Below are 25791 nucleotides of genomic sequence, written 5' to 3'. Positions count from 1 at the left end.
GTTAAAAATAAAGCGTAATAAGGGCTAAAAAATCGAGTAAGGCTTTGATTTGATGTCTCAAATTAGATAAATAGAATAATAGAAATACTTTGATAGAATTAAAAAAGGGATATTGTAATATCCCTAATCTAAAAAATGTGATTTCAATCCTCGGGATAAGCAACTCGTTTTAATGCTTTGATATCCGCTTCAGGTGAGCAGAGTGAAATAAACTCATAACCATAGCCGCGCAGTAAATGACCTTTACGTACTGCAATCCAGGTGGTATTTAAGCCAAAAATATCGGTTGGAATTTGTTTTAAACGGTAGTCACGTTCTGAATCATAAGCGACATTGTTGACAATGCCGACGCCCATATCCAGTTCGACATAGGTTTTGATAACGTCGGCATCAAGTGCTGACATTACAATATCGACATCAATTCCTGCCTCTTCAAAGGCCTTGTCAATTTTTGAACGGCCGGTGAAACCGCCATGGTAGGTAATCAGCGGGTATTGCGCCAAGTCTTCTAAACTAATATCTGTTTTATTGGCCAGAGGATGATTTTGTGGCGTAATAATACTGTGTTGCCAAGTATAAAAAGGCACACTCGCAAGGTTGTCTTCAGTGGTTAAAGACTCGGTTGCAATACCGATATCGGCTTCACCTTGAAGTAGCATTTCAGTAATTTCAACCGGACTTGCCTGTTGCAAAATCAGATGTACTTTTGGAAATTCTTTTTTAAATTGATTTACAATCGGTGGTAACACATAACGTGCTTGCGTATGTGTAGTTGCAATCGTAAGCGTGCCTTCATCGACGCGGTTAAAGTCATCTGCAAGACGTTTGATGTTGTCTGCATCGACCAGCATGCGTTCAACAATGCCCAGTAAAGACTGACCCGGCTCAGTTAAACCCAGCAAACGTTTCCCTTTGCGGATAAACAATTGCACACCCAGTTCATCTTCCAAATCTTTAATGTGTTTACTTACCCCTGATTGTGATGTGTAAAGTGCTGCTGAAGCTTCAGTTAAATTAAAATTTTGTCTAACGGTTTCTCGAATAATTCTTAATTGTTGGAAATTCATGATTCTGCCTACCTTAAAAGGGGATGGGGCTTGTTTTGCCCCATCTATTTGTTCTTAAGCGACATCATTGGCAAATAAATGCAATGCAGATGGGCTTAACCACACAGTTTGATTGGGTTTGAATTGATGTAATTTGGCTTCTTCAGAGCTAAGCGAAATTTCAATCAAATTACCTTGGCGATCCTGAAGTTCGGCAAGCACTTTACCGGCAATCCAGATTTCACGTAAGAACGTGGCTTGAATGGCATTTTCTTGCGGAGCGGCATGAATGCTGAGTTCGTTTGGACGCGCAAAGGCAATGATTTCACCTTGGGGTGCATCTTTCACCTGTGGTAACTGAATACGGTCTTCACCCAGATGAATGATGCCTTGCTGATTTTGACCTTCGAAACGATTGGCCTGACCCAGAAAGTCGAAAACAAACGGCGTTGCCGGTTTTTCATAAACTTCACGTGGTGAACCAATTTGCTCTACATTTCCTTTATTCATCACGATAATTTGATCCGCCACTTCTAAGGCTTCTTCCTGATCGTGGGTGACAAAAATAGAGGTGATATGCAACTCATCATGCAAGGTACGTAACCAGCGACGCAGTTCTTTACGCACTTTGGCATCTAAAGCACCAAACGGCTCATCCAGTAACAGTACGCGAGGCTCAACAGCGAGTGCTCGGGCCAATGCAATACGTTGACGTTGACCGCCTGATAACTGAGCCGGGAAACGATCCGCCAAGAAACCGAGTTGAACCAAATCAAGTAAACGGGTGACACGTTTTTTGATTTCAGCTTCAGAAGGACGCGTCGAGCGCGGACGAACACGTAAACCAAAAGCAATATTGTCAAATACAGTCATATGACGGAACAATGCATAGTGCTGGAAAACGAAGCCCACTTGACGTTCGCGAACGTGTACATCAGTTGCGTCTTCACCTTCAAGAATCACCTGACCGCCATCCGCCGACTCCAAGCCTGCGATAATGCGCAGCAGGGTGGTTTTGCCGCAGCCTGATGGACCGAGTAATGCCACCAGCTGACCATCTGGAAAATCCAGTGATATATTTTTAAGTGCATGGAATGCACCGAAGTGTTTTTCAATATTTTTAACTTGAATACTCATGATGTCATTCCTTAAGAAACTTGTGACTCTTCATTGCGTTTGTTTTGCTTTTCTTGGCGTATTTCAACCCATGTTTTTAAAATCAAGGTCACAATGGCAAGTAAAGCCAACAGCGAGGACACCGCAAACGCAGCACTAAAGGTATATTCGTTGTAAAGAATTTCGACGTGTAGCGGTAAGGTATTGGTTTCACCACGAATGTGACCAGACACCACCGATACTGCACCGAATTCGCCCATCGCACGGGCATTACACAGAATCACCCCGTAAATCAGACCCCATTTAATATTCGGCAAGGTCACTTTACAGAAGGTTTGCCAGCCAGAAGCACCGAGTACAATCGCGGCTTCTTCTTCTTCGGTGCCTTGCGCTTCCATTAAAGGAATCAATTCACGAGCCACAAAAGGAACAGTAATAAAGATGGTTGCAAGTACAATGGCAGGCACGGCATATAACACTTTAATGTCATGATCCATCAGCCAACTGCCCATCCAGCCTTGAGTACCAAAAATTAGCACCAACATCATACCTGCAATAACCGGCGATACAGAGAAGGGTATGTCAATAATAGTGGTTAAAATGGATTTACCGCGGAAGTTGAATTTTGCAACAGACCAGGCAGCAGCAACACCAAACACCACGTTTAATGGCACGGCAATGGCAGCAGTCAATAAAGTCAACTTTACTGCAGATAAAGTGTCTGGATTGATCAGGGCTTGAAAATAAACTGCAACCCCTTGCTTAAAGGCTTCAACAAAGACCAAAATTAACGGAAGAATCAGGCAGCTCAAGAAAAAGATCAGCGCAATGGTAATCAGAAGATTACGCACCCAGGCCGGTTCGCGGGTTGCATCACGAGATTGCAGTTTTTCTGCTAAAGCATTGCTATTGGTAGTTAAACTCATGGTGCAGTTCTCCCTGTACGGCGGCTTGCCCACGCTTGTAGCAAGTTAATCAGGAATAAAATCGCAAAAGAAATTAACAACATCACCACCGCAATCGTGGTTGCACCTGCGTAATCATATTCTTCTAAACGCGAAATAATCATCAAAGGCGCGATTTCAGTTTCATAGGGCTGGTTACCGGCAATAAAGATCACTGAACCATATTCACCGACACCACGTGCAAATGCCAATGCAAAACCAGTCAGTAATGCAGGAAACAGAATCGGCAAAATGATTTTAGTTATAATCTGAAAACGGTTGGCGCCGAGTGCTGATGCAGCTTCTTCCAGTTCGGTTTCCATATCACTTAAAACAGGCTGTACCGTACGAACCACGAAAGGTAAGCCAATAAAAATCAGCGCAAGCGTGATTCCTATCGGAGTATAAGCCACTTTAATACCAATCGGCTCTAGGTACTGACCAATCCAGCCTGTAGGCGCATATAAAGATGTCAGGGCGATACCGGCAACTGCGGTTGGCAAGGCAAAAGGTAAGTCGACTAAAGCATCAATAATCCGTTTACCAGGAAAGCTGTAACGAACCAGACACCATGCCAGTAACAAACCAAATACTACATTGACTAAGGCAGCAATAAGTGCGGCACTAAAACTTAACTGCAAAGATTTTAGGATACGTTCTGAACTTAAAATTTCCCATAAACCGTCCCAACCAATTCCCAGTGACTTAATAAACACTGCAGAGAGTGGAATAAGAACAATTAATGACAAATACGCTAGGGTAAAGCCTAGAGAAAGACCAAATCCTGGCAGCACTCGGGATCGCTGCGACATGATTACTCCTCAAAAGAGAAAATGCTGACCAATTAAGTCAGCAAAAATAAAAGTTTAATTAGGCACAAGCATAATTTGCAGACTTCAAATTGCAAATTTAAAATAATACTTGCTCTCATCAGAAAAATTGATATGTTGCAGTACATTTTCTGAAATCAAATAATCATAAATTTCAGGAAATGGACCAAAACCAGAAGCAACATTAATATGTCCGACTTGACCTAAGTTAATAGGATTGAGCTTCCATGCTTGGGCTAAGCATTTGGCATCTTCAAAATTTAACCAAGGATCGTTTTCACTAATCATTAAAGTGGTCGGTACGGCAATTTTCAGTTGGTGGAAATACGCACTGTAATCTGATTGACTATCACGTGCGAAACCAGCTTCACCAAAACGTGCAGGATTTGCGGGTGCAACCAAAATCAAATTTTTAATTTTTTGATTTAATTCCGGATGCTGAGCCAATGCTGCAACGGTGGTTAGGCAACCAAAGCTATGCGCAACGATTTGGATCTGACCTTGAATTGGAGTTACAGTATTTACAAATTCGCTTATCCAGTTTTCAAGTACCGGGTCATTCCAATCCTGTTGCTGTACACGAGAGCATGACATGAGTTGTCGTTGTAACCAAGATTGCCAGTGGGCATGTTCGCTGCCACCTACGCCTGGAACAATTACGGTATGAATCATGTCGATGCTCCTCTATCTTTGCAGCACGATTATTTCGCGCTATTTGCCTTTACGATTTGGTCAAAGATGCCACCATTTTCAAAGTGAGCTTTTTGAACTTTATCCCAACCACCAAATTCCTGGTCAATGGTGACAAGTTTAAGTGGCTTGAATACATTGCTGTATTTTGCTAACACTTTTGCATTACGTGGACGGTAAAAGTTACGTGCTGAAATCTCTTGACCCAATGGTGAATACAAGAAGTTCAAGTAACCTTGCGCCACGTATTTGTTACCTTTTTTCTCGGCATTTTTTTCTACAATCGCAACCGGTGGCTCAGCCAGAATGGACAGGCTAGGCGTTACAATTTCGAATTTGCCCGGTTGTTCACGAAGCGCTAAGTGAGCTTCATTTTCCCAAGCCAGTAATACGTCACCAATGCCGCGTTCAGCAAATGTGGTTGTTGCACCGCGTGCACCAGAATCGAGAACTTTGGTGTTTTTATAAATTTTACGCACAAATTCTTGAGCCGTTTTATCGTTGCCACCAGCTTGGTGTTTTGCCCAAGCCCAAGCTGCTAAATAGTTCCAGCGTGCGCCGCCAGACGTTTTAGGATTTGGCGTGATGATGCCTACACCCGGTTTAACCAAGTCGCCCCAGTCTTTTAGACCTTTAGGATTGCCTTTACGTACCAAGAAAACGATGGTAGAGGTATAAGGTGTTGAGTTTTGAGGAAGTTTCTTTTGCCAGTCAGCTGGAAGAAGTTTGGTTTTTTGTTCAATCACGTCAATATCCGCAGCAAGAGCCAGCGTCACGACATCAGCATCTAAACCATCAATTACTGCACGTGCCTGTTTGCCAGAACCACCATGAGATTGTTTGAAATTGATTTTTTGACCTGTGCGGCTTTCCCAGTATTTGCCGAACTGTTTATTGATATCTTCATAAAGTTCACGCGTAGGGTCATATGAGACATTTAAAAAGTCTTTTGCCAGGACACTAAAAGATGTTGCAGAGATAACTGCGGCTAAAACCCCTAACCTTAATGTTGCTGAAATGCTCATGCCAACCTCAATATTCTTAACTATTTTGTAATATAAGTGCAGAATAGCGCCATACTTTATGCATAAAAAATAATAAAAAATGAATTTAATATGAAAAAAAGAGATAAAAGAAGCCTGTTTGGTATCCAAAGCACTGGCCTTATGAATAAAGCCAGTACTGTTCTTGATCTTCCCAGATTATTTGGTGCTATTCGCTTTCACGATTTGGTCAAAAACGCCGCCATTATCAAAATGTTGTTTCTGAACTTTGGTCCAGCCACCGAATTCTTTATCAATAGTTACAAGCTTCAAAGGTTTGAATACGGATTTGTATTTTGCCAATACAGCCGCATTACGCGGACGATAAAAGTTGCTGGCAGCAATGGTTTGACCTGCAGGTGAGTACAGATAGTTTAAGTAAGCTTTCGCTATGTTCAGATTGCCATCTTTCTGTGCATTTTTTTCAACAATCGCTACAGGCGGTTCTGCCAAGATAGACAACGATGGTGTGATAATTTCAAACTTGCCCGGCTGTTCACGTATCGCCAAGTGTGCTTCATTTTCCCAAGCTAGTAATACATCGCCAATCCCACGTTCAGCAAATGTTGTAGTTGCACCACGTGCGCCAGAATCAAGAACTTTGGTATTTTTATAGATTTTGCGTACAAATTCTTGGGCTTTGGCATCGTTGCCACCCGGTTGGTGTTTCGCCCACGCCCATGCCGCTAAATAGTTCCAGCGTGCACCACCAGACGTTTTAGGGTTTGGTGTGATAATCCCGACATCGGGTTTAACCAAATCGCCCCAATCTTTAATGCCTTTCGGATTGCCTTTATGTACAAGAAATACGATGGTTGATGTATAAGGGGTGGAGTTATTGGGAAACTTTTTTTGCCAGTCTTTTGGCAGAAGATTCGTATTTTCTGCAATGGCATCAATATCTGCAGCCAGTGCTAAAGTCACAACGTCTGCATCAAGACCATCAATGACTGAACGTGCCTGTTTGCCGGAACCGCCGTGTGATTGCTTGAAGTTAATCTCTTGGCCTGTGGTTTTCTTCCAATATGCACCAAACTCTTTATTATAGTTTTCATACAGTTCACGGGTTGGATCGTAAGAAACGTTTAAAAAGTCTTTTGCAAGCGCACTAAAAGATGTTGCCGAAATAAGTGCTGCTAAAACCCCGATTTTTAATGAGCGCATTTTTACTATCCTTTACATTTGAATTATTCATGTTTTGTAACAAGACAAAGCATAGCTTCATCTTTTTTATTAAAAAAATAATAAGAAACGAATTTGATATGAATAAAAAAGCTATTAATCTAAGGCGGCTGTTTTAAACTAAGTTATCATTTACAGGATGCTTTGTTATGCCATGTTTTAAGAATGCAGAGGAAGTAAACGAAATTTCGTTATTGGATCGGGCCTTCCATTATGGTGATGGTTGTTTTACGACTGCTCGTGTTCGGCATGGCAAAATTGAGCTTGAAAACCTCCATATGGCGCGACTGCATTTAAGTTGTGAGCGCTTATTGTTAAAAGCTGACTTGAGCCTAATTCAAAAAAGCTTGGCTTTACTGCAACAGCAATTTCTAGAAGTGAATGGCACGCTTAAAATCATCATTAGCCGGGGTGAAGGACAGCGCGGATATAGCTTACCTAATCATCCGTCTGATGTATGGGTGTTTTTTTATCCTAAAGTGGTTGATGATTTTCAAGTTGAAAAAATAAAATCGGGGGTACTACAGCAGGCACTGGGACTGACCATGCCCAGCCTGGTCGGTTTAAAAAGCCTGAATCGTTTGGAACAGGTATTATTAAAAAATGAGGCCGATCAAAAGGGCTGGGCGGAAGCACTGGTGACCGATGTGCAAGGCACTGTTGTTGAAGGAGTAAGCAGTAATTGTTTCATTCGTTTAAACAATACATGGATTACCCCAGAACTTCGTTATAATGGCGTGCATGGTGTGATGCGCGCGGAGATATTATTTCGTATGCAACAACAAGGTATTCATTGCGAACAGCGCTTTATTGATATGGAAGAAATTTCAAAATTTGAAAGTCTGTTTTTTTGTAATGCCTTAAGTCCAATGAAAGTTGTGACTGAACTTAATCAGCAAACTATGAATGTTCAAGCCTGTATTGAACTGTTTAATAACCTTCAATTGACTCAGATTCGTTAATATGTCCAGCACACAGAAAAATTCAAAAAAGAAAGCCACAAAAGTGTTTCCATTGAAAGGTTTGATTATTTTATTCCTGGGTTTTGTGGTGATGGCTTCAGTCATCTTATGGTCAAGCTTATTTAAGGCTTACCCAGTTCAAGGTCAAAAGCAGATGCTGGCGATTGGAACTGGAGATACCTATTCAGGCTTTATTGATCGTTTAGCTCAGGAAAATAAAGTCAGTTTCCCAATTGTATTGAAGCTTTATCAAAAAATCGTGATTCATGACAGCATGAAAGCCGGTGTATATGAAGTGCGTCAGGGCATGACGATTCGTCAAGTGATGGATATGATATCAAACGCTGAAAATGCACAAATGAATCGTATTCTGGTGATTGAAGGCACAACGTTCAAACAGCTAATTGAAAGATTGAAAAAAGATGATCTAGTGACTAAAGAAGTGCTGAATCTGCCACAGGAGCAGATGCTGCAAGCATTGAATATTCCATTTAATCATCCTGAAGGCCTTTTTGCGCCGGATACCTATTTCTTTGCCAAAGGTGAAACAGATAGAAAAATTCTGACAGATTTGTATAACCGTCAAATGAAATCTTTAGATACTGCCTGGGCCAATCGTGCAACCGATTTACCTTATAAAGATAAATATGAAGCTTTGATTATGGCTTCAATTATTGAAAAAGAAACCAGTCTGGATCGTGAGCTTGAACAGGTTTCCGGTGTGTTTGTCCGCCGCTTAAAAATGGGCATGCGTCTGCAAACAGATCCTACTGTTATTTATGGGATGGGAGATAATTATAAAGGCAATATCACCCGCACAGACTTGCGTACACCGACTTCTTATAACACTTATACCAATAATGGTTTACCACCAACTCCAATTGCGTTACCCAGTCAAAAAGCCATTGAAGCTGCAATGCATCCCGATGCCTCAAATAATATCTATTTTGTGGCAACAGGTAATGGGGGGCATAAATTTACGGCAAGTTTAGATGAGCATAATCGTGCAGTGCAGGATTACTTGTCAGTTTTAAAATCGAAGAAGGAGTGATGGATGTTTATTAGTTTTGAAGGCACTGAAGGTGTCGGGAAAACCACACTCATTCGTAAAATTTATGACTATTTAGAACAGCAAGGTCAGCAAGTGGTGCTTACTCGTGAGCCGGGTGGCACACCGATGGCAGAACAGATCCGTTCGCTACTGTTGTCAGTTAATCATGAAGAAAGCATGGCCAATGATACTGAATTGCTACTCATGTATGCTGCCCGCGCACAACATTTGCAGCAAGTGATTGTGCCTGCCTTGTCCGCATGTAAAACGGTGCTGTGTGACCGTTTTACTGACGCCAGTTTTGCCTATCAATGTGCGGGGCGTGGCTTAAGCAAAGAAAAATTGCAGTTATTGAATGCAAATTTTGTCTCACATATGCCGAATATCACGTTTTGGCTCGATGCACCGACTGAACTGGGCATGTCGCGTGCGCGTGCGCGTGGAGTACTGGATCGTTTTGAACAAGAAAAAGCCACTTTTTTTGAGAAAGTACGTTCGGGTTATCAGGAACTTTGGGAAAAACAAGGTGAACGGATTAAGCGCTTAGATGCCACTCAAACACCAGATCAGGTGTTTGAACAGGCAATGATCTATCTGAAATAACTTTGTAGATTGAAACAAAGATCAAAAAGATCAGTGCTTAAGATGGTTTATTCTTTTATATTCAGTATCATCAGGGATGAAGATGAAATATGAATGAAAAGTACCAAGGCCGAAATTATTGCTTTTTTACAGGCTGAGTTTCCACAAAGTCTGGAAAAATGTGAAATAGAATCAGTGACTGAAAAAGCTGCATCCATTATTTATCATGTGGGTGCTGCTGATTTAAGACCTGGTGGAACGGTATCGGGGCCGACCATGATGACTGCTGCCGATTATGCGCTATATATTGCAATACTGGGCGAGATCGGCATTGTCGCGTTGGCAGTCACTACCAGTTTATCCATCAATTTTTTAAGAAAACCTACAGCAGAACAGGATATTCGTGCGGTTTGCAAACTAATGAAAGTCGGCAAGGCACTGGTAGTCGGAGATGTATGGTTGTATTCGATTGATTCAGAAGAACCGATTGCCCATGCTGTAAGCACTTATTCCATACCGCCTCAGCGATAAATAGATGTTATGCAGCATTAAAAAAGCCGAACAAACATGTTCGGCTTTTTACTGATTTTACAATTTTTAAAAATTAGGCTTCAGCATTCACCAATGGTGTTTCCACTTGAAAGCTAGGGGGGATTAGAATGGTTTTACGCAACTCATCTGACAATTCAGGATAATCCAAAGTAAAGTGCAGACCGCGTGATTCTTTACGCTCCATGGCACAGCGCACAATCATCTCGGAAACCAAAACCAGATTACGCAGTTCAATCAGGTTTTTACTGACTTGGTAATCGTGATAATACTCGGTGATTTCCCGTTTCAGCATTTCAATACGGTGTAGCGCACGTTCCAAACGTTTCGTGGTACGAACAATGCCGACATAGTTCCACATGGTCTGCCGCAGTTCATCCCAGTTTTGTAGAATGACTACATCTTCATCCGGATGCATCGCCTGAGAATCATCCCAAGCAGGTACATCGGGAGATTTATATTGGGTATCAAACTGACTTTCAATATGTTTTGCAGCACTCATGCCATACACAAAACATTCTAAAAGTGAGTTGCTAGCCATTCGGTTAGCACCATGTAAGCCAGTATACGAAGTTTCCCCAATCGCATATAGTCCTTCAATATCCGTCTGGCTGTGTTCATCGACCACCACACCGCCGCAAGTATAGTGTGCAGCAGGAACGACCGGAATCATTTCTGTGGTGATGTCGATGCCCAGTTCCAATAGACGGGCATATAAGGTAGGGAAATGTTCCTTCACAAACTCGGCCGGTTTATGCGTGATATCGAGCCAGACATGACGAATTCCCAAACGCTTGATTTCATAGTCAATGGCACGTGCCACAATGTCACGCGGTGCCAGTTCAGCGCGTTCGTCAAAACGCAGCATGAAACGTTCACCATCCGGTAAGCGTAAATAAGCCCCTTCACCACGCATGGCTTCAGTAATCAAAAATGAACGTGCTTGAGGATGATAAAGACAAGTGGGGTGGAACTGGTTGAATTCCATATTGGCCACACGACAGCCAGCACGATAAGCCATGGCAATCCCATCACCGGTGGCAATATCCGGATTAGAAGTATATAGATAGGCTTTCATGGCTCCACCACACGCCAAAGCGGTAGAGGGTGCTAAGAAGGTATGCACTTTTTCAGTTTTTTCGTCTAAAGCGTATAAGCCCAGAGCGCGGTTGCCTTGATCTTTCATCCCTAATTTCTGTGAAGTAATCAAATCAATGGCAATGTAATTTTCAAAAATGCTAATGTTCTTTTTTTCTTGAGCTCGTTCAACGAGGGTGGTTGAAATGGCACGACCGGTTGCATCTGCTGCATGGATAATACGGCGCTGTGAATGGCCACCTTCACGAGTTAAATGCAGTTGTTCTTGTTCGTCTAAGGTGAATTGAACACCATGTTTTAAAAGGAAATCAACCGAGGGCTTGCCGCCTTCCACCGTTTGTTTAACCGCCTCAATCTCACATAACTGCGCACCTGCAATCATGGTGTCATCAATGTGCTGTTCAATTGAATCAGTTTTATCTAGAACAGCCGCGACACCACCTTGGGCATAAAAAGTACTTGCATCTGTTAGAGTCGATTTTGCCAAAACTGCAATATTGAAATGATCAGGTAGCGATAAAGCCAGACTTAAACCAGCACCACCACTTCCCACAATGATCACATCAAAATGATGCGTAGTAGTTAAATTAGACATGTCCATCAGCTAATTCGAAAAAAAGTTTGGTAATAACAACGCTTTTTTGATCAAAAAACAAGAGCTAATATGCTAATGTATGATGAGAAAAATTAATAAACCAACAAACTTTTAAGAAATAATTAAGCTGTTGTTTATACAAATATAATTAAACATCTTATTACACCAGGTAGACAAAGTTTATGCTAAAAACTGTCTACCCATATTTACAACGAAATGGAGCGAATGCTTTATATGAAAAATCGCTATGTACAAAAAGGAATTTATGCTGCGGTGTTTACCATGGCGGCAGTGCAAACCCAAGCAGCATCGTCAGTAGACTTTTCTAATTTAGTTGAGCAAGTCAGTCCTGCAGTTGTCAGTGTAAATGTCGTTAAAAAAATGACAGAGCAAGAATTGCTGCAGCAGCAAGTTCCTGAAATATTAAAACGTTTCTTCGGTAATCGGGTGATCATTCCTCAACAACAGGCACCCCAAGATAAAACGGCTTTTGGCAGTGCGTTCTTTATTAGCAAAGATGGTTATTTGTTGACGAATCACCATGTGGTAGAAGATGCTTCTAAAGTGACCATTATGTTGAATGATCGCCGTGAGATTGATGCGACTGTTGTCGGAAGTGACGAGCGTACAGATGTTGCGCTTCTGAAAGTTAATGGCTCGAATTTCCCTGAATTACGTACGGGTAATGTTGATCGACTCAGAGTGGGAGAGCCAGTACTGGCCATTGGTTCACCATTTGGTTTTGACTATTCAGCTTCTGCCGGCATTGTCAGTGCGAAAATGCGCAACATGATGGGAGAAACCTCAGTTCCATTTATTCAAACCGATGTAGCTTTAAACCCGGGAAATTCGGGTGGTCCATTATTTAATCAAAATGGTGAAGTGGTTGGGGTGAACTCACGGATCTTTAGTGGAACAGGCGGATATATGGGCTTGTCCTTCTCTATTCCGATTGATGTGGCAATGGATGTAGCAGAGCAGTTGAAAAAGAATGGTAAGGTGACACGTTCATACTTAGGCGTAATGCTACAAGATATCGATCGTACCCTTGCAGAATCTTATAAACTGTCCAAACCTGAAGGTGCACTGATAACGCAGGTGGCACCAAATTCCCCGGCTGCCAAAGCAGGCTTCAAGTCGGGCGATGTGATCTTGAAATATAATGGGTCACCCATTTCAAGAACTTCGGATTTGCTCAATTACCTAAACCGAACTACACCGAATCAAAATATTCAATTGCAAGTTTTACGCGATGATAAAATCCGTAATATCTCAGCAACATTAACCACTGCTCCAGATGATACCCCTGCAAAAGTGGAACAAACTGCTGAACAGAAAGGTCCAGTTATCGGTGTTAGCATTCGTAATTTAACTGCTGTAGAACAAACGCAGTTGAATATTAAAGGTGGTATTTTAGTAGAGGAAGTGAAACGCGGCGGTATTGCTGCACAATCGCGTATGACTGCCGGAGATATCATTACTCAAATCAACAATAAAAACATTCTCAACAGTACTGATTTTATTAAATCTGTGTCTGAATTGAAAAAAGGTTCAATTGCACGTGTTTCGATTATTCGTCAAGATCAACGTGCTATTTTAGGTATGCGTATTGAGTAACGTAAATGAGGTAAGCTCGAAACCACTCTGAAAAATGAGTGGTTTTTTATATTTTGCAATTTTACTCGATCTTGAAATTACGTAGACTGTATTTCCTTGAACGAAATTTTTGCAACGAGTAAGGATTTAAAGAATAGATGAGCACAGTTTTTGATTTAGAAATGACCGTTCAAGCAGATCATATTGACAGTTTGGGGCATGTGAATAATGTGGTGTATATGCAGTGGATACAGGAAGTGGCGACTGCTCATATTGAAGCCTTAGGTTTGGGACTCAAGCAATATCTCGAGCTGAAGCATGCAATGGTGGCAATTGAACATCATGTTCAATATCGAAAAGCGGCGTTTGAAGGCGAAAAAATTATCTTGCGTACTTGGTTGAATGATATCAATGCCCTCTATTCTTTCCGTCAATACGTTTTCTATCGTCCTCAAGACCAAAGTGTTTTATTCACGGGAAATACCAAATGGGCGTGTATTGAAATCGCAACAGGTCGACCAAAACGCATGTCACCGACTTTTACTCAAGCCTATCAACCGATAGCCGCTGATATTAATCCGCTGGATTTCACTCATATTAATTCAAAGGGTGAATATTGATCCATCTATTTCTATCCACTAAAGCTTAAAAGACCTGAGTTAATTACTGTCATTACATTCATATATCAATACTGGGATAAGTCAGATTTATAGCAAAGTTTTGTAGAAGAAACTGACTATTTTTAAAAGCTCTCTGTATTTTTAACTATCTACTGCTTATACTGTGCAACATCTTCGGAATATCCTTTTTGCACGTCATAAATACTTTGTTCATTCAAGTATGTGATTGTGTGTTTTGATTTAGAGTAGTTTATGGCAGTTGCTAAAAAGTCAGTTAATATCAATAATATACGAAATTTTTCGATTATTGCACATATCGATCATGGTAAGTCGACGCTTGCAGATCGGTTCATTCAAACCTGTGGTGGTCTACAAGCTCGCGAAATGCAAGCGCAAGTCCTTGACTCTATGGAGATTGAGCGCGAACGTGGAATTACAATTAAAGCGACTTCGGTAACGCTTTATTATACCCATCCCAATGGTGAAGAATATCAATTGAATTTCATTGATACCCCAGGACATGTGGATTTTTCATACGAAGTTTCTCGCTCTCTTGCTGCCTGTGAAGGTGCTTTGCTGGTGGTTGATGCTGCACAAGGTGTAGAGGCTCAATCAGTAGCCAACTGTTATACCGCCCTTGAACAAGGGCTTGAAGTGCTTCCGATTTTAAACAAGATTGATTTACCTCAAGCTGAACCTGAGCGTGTAATTCAAGAAATTGAAGATATTATCGGAATTGAGGCAACAGAAGCACCTACATGTTCTGCAAAAACAGGTCTAGGTGTTGAGGGCGTTTTAGAAACCTTAGTGAATGTGATTCCGCCACCAGTCGGCGATCGTAAAGCAGCATTGCAAGCCTTGATTGTCGATTCTTGGTTCGATAATTATTTGGGCGTGGTCTCGCTGGTTCGTATCAGACATGGCCGTATCCGTAAGGGCGATAAAATGCTGGTCAAATCGACCGGACAGACCCATATTGTGACCTCAGTCGGTATTTTTAATCCAAAACACACTGAAACAGGCGAGTTAGAAGCGGGTGAAGTGGGCTTTGTTATTGCCGGGATTAAAGATATTTTTGGTGCGCCAGTGGGCGATACCATTACTTTGTCTACGACCCCAGATGTTGCTATTTTACCTGGTTTCAAAAAAGTTAAACCGCAGGTATATGCGGGCCTATTCCCGATTGATGCCAGCGATTTTGAACCATTCCGTGAAGCGCTACATAAATTACAAATTAATGATTCAGCATTGTTTTTTGAACCAGAAAGTTCAGATGCCTTAGGTTTTGGTTTCCGTTGTGGCTTTTTAGGCATGTTGCACATGGAAATTGTGCAAGAGCGTTTAGAGCGTGAATATGATTTAGACCTGATCAGCTCTGCACCAACGGTAATTTATGAATCGTTAATGAAAAATGGTGAAACCATTTACATCGACAGTCCATCGAAAATGCCTGATGGTTCAACGGTTGAAGATTTACGTGAGCCGATTGCTGAATGTCATATTCTGGTTCCTCAAGAATACTTGGGTAACGTCATGACTTTATGTGTTGAGCGCCGTGGTGTGCAAAAGGAAATGAAATTCTTGGGTAAGCAAGTATCGCTGACTTTTGAAATTCCATTGGCTGAAGTGGTGATGGACTTCTTTGACCGTTTAAAATCATGTTCACGCGGTTTTGCCTCGCTTGATTATAACTTTGTACGTTTTGAAAGTTCATCACTTGTAAAAGTAGATGTACTGATTAACGGTGAAAAAGTTGATGCATTGGCGATGATTGTTCATCGTAATGATGCACGTCATCGTGGTATTGCGCTGGTCGAAAAAATGAAAGAGCTGATTCCACGTCAGATGTTTGATGTTGCAATTCAAGCGGCGATTGGGGCACAAATTATTGCGCGCTCAACCGTAAAAGCAATGCGTAAAAACGTATTAGCAAAATGCTATGGCGGTGACGTTTCACGTAAGAAGAAACTGTTATCGAAGCAAAAAGAAGGTAAGAAACGCATGAAACAAGTGGGCAGTGTTGAAATCCCGCAAGAAGCGTTCCTGGCTGTATTGAAAGTAGAAAGATAATAAAATTGAGGATATAAGCCCATGGATTTTGATTTTAATTTAATCCTTGTACCAGCGACGCTAATTTTCTTTTTGTTGTGGTTGTTGGATAAGTTTGTCTTGAAGCAAAGACAAACACGAGGCAAGGGTAATGAAAATTTCATTATTACATGGGCTTATGATTTCTGGCCGGTTTTGGCTGTTGTCTTGATTTTACGTTCATTTTTATATGAGCCTTTTAATATTCCTTCAGATTCGATGGTGCCGACTTTAGAAACTGGCGATTTTATTCTGGTCAACAAGTTTACTTATGGAATGCGATTGCCTATCGTAAATACCAAAGTGATTGACGTCGGTGAGCCAGAACGTGGTGATGTGATTGTATTCCGTTATCCACCGCAACCAACGATTAGTTATATTAAGCGTGTGGTGGGCTTGCCAGGCGATCACATTGTTTATGATCACGGACAGTTATCCATTAACGGGAAAAAAGTCGCTAAAGTTCCAGTGGAATTTAGCCGTGAAAAAGATATCTTAGATACCCCAACATCTATTTATCATAAAGAAACTTTAGGCAACCATACCTTTAAAATGCGTGAGCTTGAAGGTGTAAATGTTGCACGCCAAGCACCATTTATTAATTATGTTGAAAATGGCAAATACTCGGCTGAAAATGGTTTATATTGGGAAGTCAAAGTTCCACAAGGTCATTACTTCGCGATGGGGGATAATCGTGATCAAAGTGCTGACAGTCGTTTTTGGGGTTTTGTACCGGAAGAAAACTTAACAGGTCGTGCATTCTATATCTGGATGCATAAAGAGCCTGGTTTTAAATTGCCGTCATTTAATCGTAACGGTAAAATTGATTAAGCATGAACGGAAAATAAAAAATGCGTAAAAATCAACAAGGTGCATCTTATATTGCAATTTTGATTGCAATTATTGGTTTTGCATTTTTAGTAAAAATTGTTATTGCAGTTTGGGGGCCGTACGTAGATGATCGAATGATCGATAATCAGATTACGGAATTAATGAAAAGTAGTCCAAAAAACATTGCACCTTCTGAATTTGAAAAACAGATGGGGCAGCGTTTTGATATGAATGGTATACGTGATATCAAGTTTAAAGATGTTGCAAAAGTCGTCAATATCGATGGACTACAAGTGAAAAAAGAGTATGAGATAAGAAAGCCATTCTTACTCAATATAGATTTAGTATTAAAGTTCGAGAAAAGTTTTGATCAAAGGTCAGTCCAAACCAAGTGATATGCACTTGGTCAGCCGTATCGGTTATCAGTTTAAACAGCCAGAATTATTGCGGCTTGCACTGACACACCGGTCGGTGAGTCATAAATCTAACTACGAGCGTCTGGAGTTTTTAGGCGATTCGTTATTAGGGATGATTATTGCCCATTATTTGTATCAAGCCTACCCGCATGAAAATGAAGGACGTTTAACGCGTATGCGTGCCACATTGGTTCGTCAAGAGGCGTTAGGCAAAATTGCAAACGATCTGAAACTTGGTCCGTGTTTAATCTTAAGCACAGGTGAGTTGAAATCGGGTGGACATCATCGAGAATCTATTCTTGCTGATACTGTAGAAGCGATTATTGGTGCAATTTATGTCGACTGCAATGATTTAAAAATCTTGCAAGAGATTGTACTGAAATGGTACGTACCATATTTAGACCATATTGAGCCTACAGACCAACTCAAAGATCCAAAATCACGCTTACAAGAATATTTACAAGCCCGTAAAAAGCCTCTCCCTGTTTACGATGTTGTAGATATTCAAGGCGATGCCCCGAATCAGCATTTCAAAGTGGAATGTATTATCGAGGGTTTGCCTGTATTGTACGGTGAAGGATCCAGTCGTCGCTTTGCTGAGCAAGCAGTAGCGGCAGATATTTTAAAACAATTGGAGCAGTAATCTGCATGACTACACATTCTGATCACATCGATGCTGATCACGAGCCGCAAAGCAACGGCAATGACCTGGTTAATGAATTTTTCAGTTCACAAGGCACAACTATCCCTGCAGATTTTAAAAGCGGATTTGTAGCTATTGTTGGACGTCCAAACGTGGGTAAATCTACGTTAATGAACCATATTTTAGGTCAAAAACTTTCCATTACTTCACGTAAGCCGCAAACGACTCGTCACAAGATTGTCGGTATTGATACGCGTGAAAAATCTCAGGCCGTATTTGTTGATACGCCAGGGATGCATAAAAAAGAAGTCCGTGCCATCAATAAAATGATGAACCGTGCAGCAAGTTCAGCATTGCGTGATGTCAATTTGGTATTGTTTGTTCTGGATGCTGATAAATGGACTCAAAATGATGAGCTCGTTTTGGAAAAACTGAAGAATGCTGAAATGCCAGTGATTCTGGTCATCAATAAAATTGATACACTTGAAAATAAAAACCATGCATTACCCTTGATTCAAGAACGCGCAAAATTAATGAATTTTGCCGAAATTGTTCCGGTTTCTGCACTTCGTGGTGCGAATTTAGATCATTTACGTGACACAATTGAACGTTACTTGCCGTTCCAGCCACCTTTATATGCGCTAGATCAAATTACTGACCGTTCAGAGCGTTTCCTTGCTTCTGAAGTGATTCGTGAAAAGATTATGCGTCAGTTAGGTGAGGAACTGCCGTATGATTTAACCGTGCAGATTGAGTCATTCAAGACTGAAGATGCAACTGTTCATGAGAAAACCGGTCGTCCAAAACCAGCATGTACCTATATTGATGCGACTATTTTTGTTGATCGCCAAGGCCAGAAAGCCATTGTAATTGGTGAAAAAGGTGCGAAGCTGAAAAAAATCGGTATGGATGCGCGTGCCGATATGGAAAAAATGTTTGAACAAAAGATCATGTTGACACTTTGGGTTAAAGTAAAAGGCGGTTGGTCTGATGACGAACGCGCATTGAAAAGTTTAGGTTATAGCGATATCTAAGCACATAGATAAGTAACTCTTTTATAGGGAATAGTGATGATCAAAGTATTGGCAGTTATAGCATGTGTTTTATTCCTGCAAGGCTGTATTCATAAACTTGTCACTGTCCCTGTAAAAGTCGCTTATAAAACTACCAAGGGCGTGGTTAAAGGCACTGCAGCCGTGGTAGGTGCCGTCATTCCTGATGGGGATGATGACGAAACAAACTCTAAAAAGAAAAAAGACTAGATTTGATTATTCATGCGAAATGAAGAATTGCATGGTTATTTAATCCATCACCGTAAATACCGTGAGCGCAGTCATATCGTGCATTTGTTTACGCAGGAGCATGGCCGTGTTGATGGGATATTGAGACAAACGCCACCTCCGCAATATCAACCGATTTGCTTGCAAGCTTCAGGAAAATCGGATCTTAAAAATTTCACTAAACTTGAAATTGTCAATCAGCCGGTTTTTTTCTTTGGCGATGCCTTCTTTTCTGGTTTCTATTTGAATGAACTTATTCTTCGTTTGTGTCCAGTTGAAGTCGAAATGCCGCAGACTTTTGTGCAATATCATCTGACCTTGCAACAACTACAGCAATTGGCACAGCACGAAAACCCTCATCTGTTTCTCAGACAAATTTTGCGTCAGTTTGAGCATGCCCTGTTAGAAGAGCTTGGTTATGCACTCGATTTTAGTATTGATGCCCAGCAGCATGAGATTCAAGAAGCCCAGCACTATATATTTCAGCTCAATGAGGGTTTTATTCCGACAGCCCAACAGTCACGCTCAACTTTATTGGGACAGCATATTCTGTCGATGCTCGATTATGAAAAGGGTAGGGATTTTAACTCGGAGCAGTTACAATTGTTGGCGCAACTGTACCGGCAGATGATTACTTCTCTGTTGGGAGACCGGCCGCTGAAAAGCCGTCAATTGTGGGTTCAAAATACTCAATCTAAATCTTAATTTTTAATCATGGTTAGGAAATTGTTATGGCTGCTTTGCTTGGTGTAAATATTGACCATGTGGCGACATTGCGACAGGCGCGTGGAACTACTTATCCAGATCCAGTCAATGCTGCATTGATTTGTGAACAAGCCGGCGCAGAAGGGATAACTTTGCATTTGCGCGAAGACCGTCGCCATATTCAAGATGATGATGTGCGTCGTATGCGTCCGTTGTTGAAAACACATATGAACCTGGAAATGGCGGTAACCCCAGAAATGGTTGAATTTGCCAAAGAAATCAAGCCGCATCATATTTGTTTTGTTCCAGAAAAACGCCAGGAAGTGACTACTGAGGGTGGTCTGGATGTTTTGGGATATTTTGAAGAGGTCAAAGCTGCAACCCAAGCCTTAACAGCCATTGGTTGTGAAGTATCTCTGTTCATTGATGCCGATATTGCACAAATTGATGCTGCAATTGCCTGTGGTGCGCCTACTATTGAAATTCATACCGGTGCTTACGCAGATGCAAAAACACCAGAAGCACAACAGCACGAACTTGAGCGTATTGCTCAAGGTGCAGAATATGCGGCATCTAAAGGTTTACTGGTGAATGCAGGGCATGGTTTAAACCTTGAAAATGTCACGCCAATTGCAAAAATCCCGCAAATTCATGAACTCAATATTGGTCACTCCATTATTGCCGATGCCGTATTTATTGGTTTAGCTCAAGCCGTTCAACAAATGAAAGCTGTGATTAAAGCAGCAAGATAAGTTTTCAGAATTATGTCGTCAATAAACTATGATGATCTCATGAAGCCCGTTTTGGGCTTTTTGGGATGTGAAACTCCTCAAGCATGGTTGGATGAAGCAATGAATAACCTCGAGTTACTCATGCAGGATCATGCCAATTGTGAAAAAAAAGCAGCAGGTACAGCCATGAACCTAATGTTTCGCTACACCTTTTTTACCGATTTGCAGATTAAATTGGCACAGTTGGTGCGTGAAGAAATGTTGCACTATGAACAAGTACTTGAACTGATGACCAAGCGCGGACAGGAGTGGCAATCAATTAGTGCCGGTCGTTATGCAGGTGGCCTGCGTAAAGAAGTAAGGACGTATGAGCCTGAAGCTTTAATCGACATTATGATTATTGGTGCTTTTGTAGAAGCACGTTCCTGTGAACGTTTCTATGCGCTCGCACCGCTTGTAGATGAAGATTTGGGTAAATATTACCGCTATCTTCTGAAGTCTGAATCACGGCATTTTGAGGATTATTTGGCCTTGGCCTTGGATGTCGCTCAAACCTCAAAGTTAAAAAACCCTAAAGAAGATATTCAGCAGCGTATTGCGCACTTTCGTGAAGTTGAAAAGAATCTGATTTTAAGTCCGGATGATTTATTCCGCTTTCATAGTGGTGTACCGAGTAAAGCTGCTTAATCTATAGCTTTTTATCTATAATATTTTAAAAAATCCTCTATTTGAATAGGGGGTTTTTTATATCTGGGCATTTTACAATCTTAAAAAAATGCCAATCTAAATGGATAAGATTGGCATTAATACATCAGACTAATTTTTTATGTAGAATCAATTAAGCTTCAATGGTTTGTACCGCAATTTTCTTGGCAGGATCGGCTTTACGACGTACTGCTGGAACCGGTTCGCCATAATATTGACGGTCAGCAAAGTAGCTTGAACGAACCATCGGTGCAGCCCAGATATTTCTGAAACCGAGTTTTTGACCATGTGCGGTATAGCGTTCAAATTCTTCCGGTGTTACGAAGCGGTCAATCGGTGCATGCTGTTTAGAAGGCTGTAAATACTGACCGATGGTGATGTAGTCGACATCATGTGCACGCAAATCATCAAGTAGAGCCAATACTTCTTCTTCAGTTTCACCCAGACCGACCATCAAACCACATTTGGTTGGAACGTCAGGGCAGTATTCTTTAAACATTTTCAGCAGGTCTAATGAATGCTGATAGTCGGAACCTGGACGCATGGCTTTATATAAACGTGGCACAGTTTCAATGTTGTGGTTGAATACGTCTGGCGGGCATTCCGTCATAATGCGTAATGCAACATCCATACGACCACGGAAATCTGGAACCAGAATTTCAAGTAAGGTTTTCGGGCTTAACTCACGTGCTTCTTTAATGCAATCGACAAAGTGCTGAGCACCGCCATCGCGAAGGTCATCACGGTCAACAGAGGTAATCACGGCATATTTCAGACCAAGATTGGAAATTGTTTCTGCCATATGACGGGGTTCATCCGGATCAAGTGCATTTGGACGACCATGTGCAACATCACAGAATGGACAACGACGAGTACAGATATCACCCATGATCATAAAGGTTGCTGTACCGCCACCAAAACATTCTGGCAGGTTAGGACAAGCAGCTTCTTCACAAACAGTATGTAGTTTTTGTGCGCGTAACGTGGTCTTAATGCGCTGAACTTCTTCAGGAGCCGCCATTTTTACACGAATCCAATCCGGTTTGCGTGGCGTTTCAACCGTAGGGATAACTTTTACAGGAATACGAGCGACCTTCTCTGCGCCACGAAGTTTGACACCCTGTTCTGGTTTACGGTTTTCAGACATATTCAACTTTTCCACTGTTTTTGACGAGGGAGATACTAGCCATGATAGCGCTTTTATTATAACGGACTTGAATCTAAATGGGGCAAAAAGCATATTCATTTAATAAATGTAGTCATCATTTAATATATGTGAGGTAAATACAGCAAATTGCTACCAATTACGTCATAATATAGCGAAGATAGACTAGGATTAAATAGGAGCGTTGAATGCCACGTAAGAAAGAGGTCGTTAGTGGAACTTTCGTCAAGTACGATGCGGTAGTTCTCGGTTCAGGCCCTGCGGGTGAAGGCGCGGCAATGAAACTTGCCAAATCTGGCAAGCGTGTTGCAATTGTTGATATACGTGAGCAGTTAGGTGGTAACTGTACGCATGTAGGAACCATTCCAAGTAAAGCATTACGTCAAACGGTATCGAGCATTTTACGTTACCAGCGTGACCCGATGTTCCAAAAAGTGGGCGACTGGAAACAGTTCACCATGAAACAGGTATTGCGTAATGCGCATAAAGTGATTCAGCAACAGGTTGAAACCCACTCTCGTTTTTATGACCGCAATAAAATTGATATTTATCATGGTCGTGCATATATTCAAGATAAAAATACCGCACTGATTTTCAGTGATGATGGGATTAAAGAAACCATTATTTTTCAACAGCTGGTGATTGCGACAGGTTCGCGTCCATACCGCCCAGCGGCGCTTGATTTTAATCATCCACGCGTATTTGATTCAGACAAAATTTTGGAGCTGGATTTCTCAATCCAAAAAATCATCATTTATGGTGCCGGTGTTATTGGCTGTGAATATGCATCGATTTTTATTGGTCTGGACCATAAAGTTGATTTGATCAATACACAGCATAAATTACTCAGCTACTTGGATGATGAAATTTCTGATGCGCTGTCTTACCGTTTACGTGAGCAGGGTGTATTGATTCGTCACAATGAACAATTGGATCATCTTGAAACTTTCGATGATCACGTGGTCATGCATTTGCAAAGTGGTAAGAAAATTAAAGCCGATGCCATTTTATGGTGTAACGGCCGTTCGGGTAATACCGATGGCTTAGGTCTTGAAAATGTAGGGATTAAACCAAACAGCCGTGGCCAATTAACGGTGAATGATCAGTACCAGACAGAAGTGGAAAATATCTACGCTGCCGGGGATGTGATTGGTTGGCCATCGCTTGCTTCTGCTGCTTATGACCAAGGTCGTTGCGCTGGTTCAAACATGAGCGGTGAAGAAAATGTTAAACCGGTAAAGGATATTCCGACAGGTATTTATACCATTCCGGAAATTTCATCAATTGGTAAGACAGAACAACAATTGACTGAAGAAAAGATTCCTTATGAAGTGGGTCAGGCATCTTTCCGTCATTTGGCACGTGCGCAAATTACGGGAGACACTGTAGGCGAATTGAAGATTCTATTCCACCGTGACACTCTGGAAGTTTTAGGGGTGCATTGCTTTGGTAATAATGCTTCGGAAATTATTCACATTGGTCAGGCAGTCATGAACAGTGGTAACAACACGATTAAATATTTTGTTGAAACGACATTTAACTATCCGACCATGGCGGAAGCCTACCGTGTAGCAACATTAAATGGTATGAACCGTTTGTTCTAAGCCGGACTTAATCCCAAGATTGAAAACCCGTAAGTGAGCTTGCGGGTTTTTTATAGAAAATATCAAGCAAAATTTTGATAATTATAAAATGAACCTACTGAATCAGAACTTATCCACTCTGTTAATCATTTCTACTCAATTTTATGGTTTGCACTAACCCACTGGAAAATTAATTGAACCCAGTTTGTTGGATGTTAAATGACAATAGGCATAAACTCTTAATGCTTTTTGCTCATCTCAGATAATAAATCGAGCTGTATCTCTTGTATTTGAGCCAGTCTATCCCACTGATGCATTAACAGATGATCTAATTTTTCATGTAAATGTTGAATTTCAAGTTCGGCTTTTAAGTTAATTTGATAATCATTTTGTGAACGCAATCTGTCTTTTGCTTCCTGTCTATTTTGGCTCATCATAATCACTGGTGCCTGAATAGCTGCTATGCAGGACAGGATTAAATTTAACAGGATAAAAGGATAAGGATCGGCAGGACGTGAAACCATAACTACGGTATTCATAATAATCCAAATGGCTAAAAAAATAGCAAAACAAATCAAAAAAGACCAGCTTCCGCCAAAAGACGCAATTTTATCTGCCAGTTTTTCGCCAAAAGACCAGTTTTGATCTAGCTTGGTTTCAACATTTTGTGTGATCAGTTCCTGCTGTCGCATACTGTTAATCACTTCATACTCAAGATCAGTTACTTCACCTCTTTCGGACTTTAATAATGAGTGAACATACTGTATTCGATACTTGGTTAAATCTGCCTGACAAATATAACTATGAGGTGACCATTCTGGAAAATCCTGTGAAATCTCTTCGGTAATGACTTTACGTACTGTACCCATCGGGATGAGACTTTTTAACGGAAAATGTTTTCCACAAACCATACATTTATAACATTCATTTTTTTCATTCATGATTGCTCTCTTTTATAATAATGCCGAAATTATTAGATAGATATTCTTGACTGTATTTTAACCGCGTTTGGATTTTTTCACTGTCTATATTATTAATTTTCTATACAGCAAATATTGGATTCAGTAAGTGTCTCAGCGTGTACTTTTGTCATTTTACGGTAATGGATAAATTCACTTAAAGCTGAACCATATCCAGTACATCTCGGGTGGGGGAAGTCTTTAGGATGATGTTCTTTATATAAAATGCCTTTGCCGGCAGTCATGGATTACATTTTATTTTTATTATGCTTACCTTTGGAATTGCGATGCTCTGACATCCCTATCATGAATAATTTTTACAGTTTTAAAACTACAATATAGATGCATATGGCAACCGGCCAAGGGCAGTAAGCTGGAAGGTGAAGTCTGCTGAAATATTGAATTGAATAATTTATAAGGTTAAACGTACAGAATAAAAATTTTGAACATCTCGAATCTCAGTTATTGTCATTTCAAGATTTTAAAAACTGATTTTTTATTGTTTTTATTTACATTATTTTTAGAAAGGACGATCTCCTGCAAGACTGATGCGTTTGAGTAAGCAAGGTTGATTGGAAGGGAAAAGGCGTCATGAAGGTAGTGTGATCCGATTGCCCTAGAATACAATATCTCCTTATTGCCATTGATGTTCATAGCGAAAGTCAGCTTTCAAGATATGTTTATTTAATAAAGGATTAATTCACTCTCGGCTTGATCATCATAATTCACCAGTTCAACTTTACTGCGCGTATTCAGCCAAAGTACTTTGGGGCTACTTTTT

The 25791-nt window shown here is 40.9% G+C and carries 26 protein-coding genes and 1 pseudogene; 16 read left to right on the top strand and 11 right to left on the bottom strand.

Features of this window, described 5'->3' with window-relative positions:
• Positions 1-143: 143 nt before the first annotated feature.
• The 7 genes from E0H89_RS04455 to E0H89_RS04425 form a co-directional block, all read right to left on the bottom strand.
• On the bottom strand, positions 144-1067 hold the full coding sequence (locus E0H89_RS04455; protein ID WP_131214841.1) for a CysB family HTH-type transcriptional regulator: 924 nt from the start codon (positions 1065-1067) through the stop codon (positions 144-146).
• Positions 1068-1121: 54 nt separating this feature from the next.
• Entirely contained in the window at positions 1122-2183 is a 1062-nt protein-coding gene (locus tag E0H89_RS04450) for a sulfate/molybdate ABC transporter ATP-binding protein (protein WP_131214839.1), read from the bottom strand.
• Between the two features lie 11 nt (positions 2184-2194).
• The gene (cysW, locus tag E0H89_RS04445) at positions 2195-3088 is read right to left on the bottom strand and encodes a sulfate ABC transporter permease subunit CysW (RefSeq protein WP_131214837.1); all 894 of its coding nucleotides are present in this window, start codon (positions 3086-3088) and stop codon (positions 2195-2197) included.
• The gene (cysT, locus tag E0H89_RS04440; RefSeq protein WP_131214835.1) at positions 3085-3918 is read right to left on the bottom strand and encodes a sulfate ABC transporter permease subunit CysT; all 834 of its coding nucleotides are present in this window, start codon (positions 3916-3918) and stop codon (positions 3085-3087) included. The genes cysW and cysT overlap by 4 nt, the downstream gene beginning before the upstream one ends.
• A gap of 84 nt (positions 3919-4002) precedes the next feature.
• Positions 4003-4608, bottom strand: coding sequence for an alpha/beta hydrolase (locus E0H89_RS04435; RefSeq protein ID WP_131214833.1), 606 nt, complete (start codon positions 4606-4608; stop codon positions 4003-4005).
• A 29-nt stretch (positions 4609-4637) separates the two neighbouring features.
• On the bottom strand, positions 4638-5651 hold the full coding sequence (locus E0H89_RS04430) for a sulfate ABC transporter substrate-binding protein (protein WP_131214831.1): 1014 nt from the start codon (positions 5649-5651) through the stop codon (positions 4638-4640).
• Positions 5652-5828: 177 nt separating this feature from the next.
• Positions 5829-6833 (bottom strand): sulfate ABC transporter substrate-binding protein, encoded by a 1005-nt coding sequence (locus E0H89_RS04425; protein WP_131214829.1) that lies wholly within the window; start codon positions 6831-6833, stop codon positions 5829-5831.
• 167 nt (positions 6834-7000) lie between these two features.
• On the opposite strand from E0H89_RS04425, the gene pabC reads away from it, so the two are divergent.
• The 4 genes from pabC (at position 7001) to E0H89_RS04405 (ending at position 9977) form a co-directional block, all read left to right on the top strand.
• Positions 7001-7813 carry an aminodeoxychorismate lyase gene (gene pabC / locus E0H89_RS04420; protein WP_131214827.1) on the top strand — a complete coding sequence of 271 codons (813 nt, stop codon included), beginning with the start codon at positions 7001-7003 and terminating at the stop codon, positions 7811-7813.
• 1 nt (position 7814) lies between these two features.
• The gene (gene mltG / locus E0H89_RS04415; protein WP_131214825.1) at positions 7815-8864 is read left to right on the top strand and encodes an endolytic transglycosylase MltG; all 1050 of its coding nucleotides are present in this window, start codon (positions 7815-7817) and stop codon (positions 8862-8864) included.
• A gap of 3 nt (positions 8865-8867) precedes the next feature.
• Positions 8868-9467 (top strand): dTMP kinase, encoded by a 600-nt coding sequence (gene tmk / locus E0H89_RS04410; RefSeq protein ID WP_131214823.1) that lies wholly within the window; start codon positions 8868-8870, stop codon positions 9465-9467.
• 93 nt (positions 9468-9560) lie between these two features.
• Entirely contained in the window at positions 9561-9977 is a 417-nt protein-coding gene (locus E0H89_RS04405; protein ID WP_131214821.1) for a PaaI family thioesterase, read from the top strand.
• A 73-nt stretch (positions 9978-10050) separates the two neighbouring features.
• Here E0H89_RS04405 and nadB read toward each other — a convergent pair whose 3' ends face one another.
• Entirely contained in the window at positions 10051-11694 is a 1644-nt protein-coding gene (gene nadB / locus E0H89_RS04400; RefSeq protein WP_165494018.1) for an L-aspartate oxidase, read from the bottom strand.
• Between the two features lie 228 nt (positions 11695-11922).
• Between nadB and E0H89_RS04395 the strand changes: the two genes are divergently transcribed.
• From E0H89_RS04395 to E0H89_RS04345, 11 genes are all read left to right on the top strand, one after another.
• A complete protein-coding gene (locus E0H89_RS04395) occupies positions 11923-13305 on the top strand; it encodes a Do family serine endopeptidase (RefSeq protein ID WP_131214817.1) in 1383 nt (460 codons plus the stop codon).
• Between the two features lie 137 nt (positions 13306-13442).
• Positions 13443-13904, top strand: coding sequence for an acyl-CoA thioesterase (locus E0H89_RS04390; protein ID WP_131214815.1), 462 nt, complete (start codon positions 13443-13445; stop codon positions 13902-13904).
• A 252-nt stretch (positions 13905-14156) separates the two neighbouring features.
• Positions 14157-15974 (top strand): translation elongation factor 4, encoded by a 1818-nt coding sequence (lepA, locus tag E0H89_RS04385; protein ID WP_131214813.1) that lies wholly within the window; start codon positions 14157-14159, stop codon positions 15972-15974.
• Positions 15975-15995: 21 nt separating this feature from the next.
• Positions 15996-16823 carry a signal peptidase I gene (gene lepB, locus E0H89_RS04380; RefSeq protein ID WP_131214811.1) on the top strand — a complete coding sequence of 276 codons (828 nt, stop codon included), beginning with the start codon at positions 15996-15998 and terminating at the stop codon, positions 16821-16823.
• A 20-nt stretch (positions 16824-16843) separates the two neighbouring features.
• Positions 16844-17218 carry a DUF4845 domain-containing protein gene (locus tag E0H89_RS04375; protein WP_131214810.1) on the top strand — a complete coding sequence of 125 codons (375 nt, stop codon included), beginning with the start codon at positions 16844-16846 and terminating at the stop codon, positions 17216-17218.
• The gene (gene rnc, locus E0H89_RS04370; RefSeq protein WP_131214808.1) at positions 17190-17882 is read left to right on the top strand and encodes a ribonuclease III; all 693 of its coding nucleotides are present in this window, start codon (positions 17190-17192) and stop codon (positions 17880-17882) included. The genes E0H89_RS04375 and rnc overlap by 29 nt, the downstream gene beginning before the upstream one ends.
• Positions 17883-17887: 5 nt before the next feature.
• Entirely contained in the window at positions 17888-18916 is a 1029-nt protein-coding gene (gene era, locus E0H89_RS04365) for a GTPase Era (RefSeq protein ID WP_131214806.1), read from the top strand.
• Between the two features lie 36 nt (positions 18917-18952).
• Positions 18953-19144: an NF038104 family lipoprotein gene (locus E0H89_RS04360; RefSeq protein ID WP_131214804.1), complete on the top strand. Its 192-nt coding sequence runs from the start codon at positions 18953-18955 to the stop codon at positions 19142-19144.
• 12 nt (positions 19145-19156) lie between these two features.
• Positions 19157-19867, top strand: coding sequence for a DNA repair protein RecO (recO, locus tag E0H89_RS04355; RefSeq protein ID WP_131214802.1), 711 nt, complete (start codon positions 19157-19159; stop codon positions 19865-19867).
• A 26-nt stretch (positions 19868-19893) separates the two neighbouring features.
• A complete protein-coding gene (pdxJ, locus tag E0H89_RS04350; protein WP_131214800.1) occupies positions 19894-20619 on the top strand; it encodes a pyridoxine 5'-phosphate synthase in 726 nt (241 codons plus the stop codon).
• 12 nt (positions 20620-20631) lie between these two features.
• On the top strand, positions 20632-21285 hold the full coding sequence (locus tag E0H89_RS04345) for a MiaE family protein (protein ID WP_131214798.1): 654 nt from the start codon (positions 20632-20634) through the stop codon (positions 21283-21285).
• 151 nt (positions 21286-21436) lie between these two features.
• Here the strand turns inward: E0H89_RS04345 and lipA are convergent, their stop codons facing one another.
• A complete protein-coding gene (gene lipA / locus E0H89_RS04340) occupies positions 21437-22450 on the bottom strand; it encodes a lipoyl synthase (protein WP_131214797.1) in 1014 nt (337 codons plus the stop codon).
• A gap of 206 nt (positions 22451-22656) precedes the next feature.
• Here lipA and sthA point away from each other — a divergent pair, with 206 nt between their 5' ends.
• A complete protein-coding gene (gene sthA, locus E0H89_RS04335) occupies positions 22657-24072 on the top strand; it encodes a Si-specific NAD(P)(+) transhydrogenase (RefSeq protein ID WP_131214795.1) in 1416 nt (471 codons plus the stop codon).
• A 218-nt stretch (positions 24073-24290) separates the two neighbouring features.
• Here the strand turns inward: sthA and E0H89_RS04330 are convergent, their stop codons facing one another.
• On the bottom strand, positions 24291-24992 hold the full coding sequence (locus tag E0H89_RS04330; RefSeq protein WP_131214793.1) for a DUF1003 domain-containing protein: 702 nt from the start codon (positions 24990-24992) through the stop codon (positions 24291-24293).
• Positions 24993-25530: 538 nt separating this feature from the next.
• Positions 25531-25790 (bottom strand): annotated as a pseudogene (locus E0H89_RS16680) (TauD/TfdA family dioxygenase); the annotation flags it as partial.
• Between the last annotated feature and the right edge of the window lies 1 nt (position 25791).

This window comes from Acinetobacter sp. ANC 3781 (genome assembly GCF_004331285.1).
GTDB lineage: Bacteria > Pseudomonadota > Gammaproteobacteria > Pseudomonadales > Moraxellaceae > Acinetobacter.
Note: the sequence above shows the minus strand (reverse complement) of the source record. Positions and strands in the feature narration are given on the sequence as shown.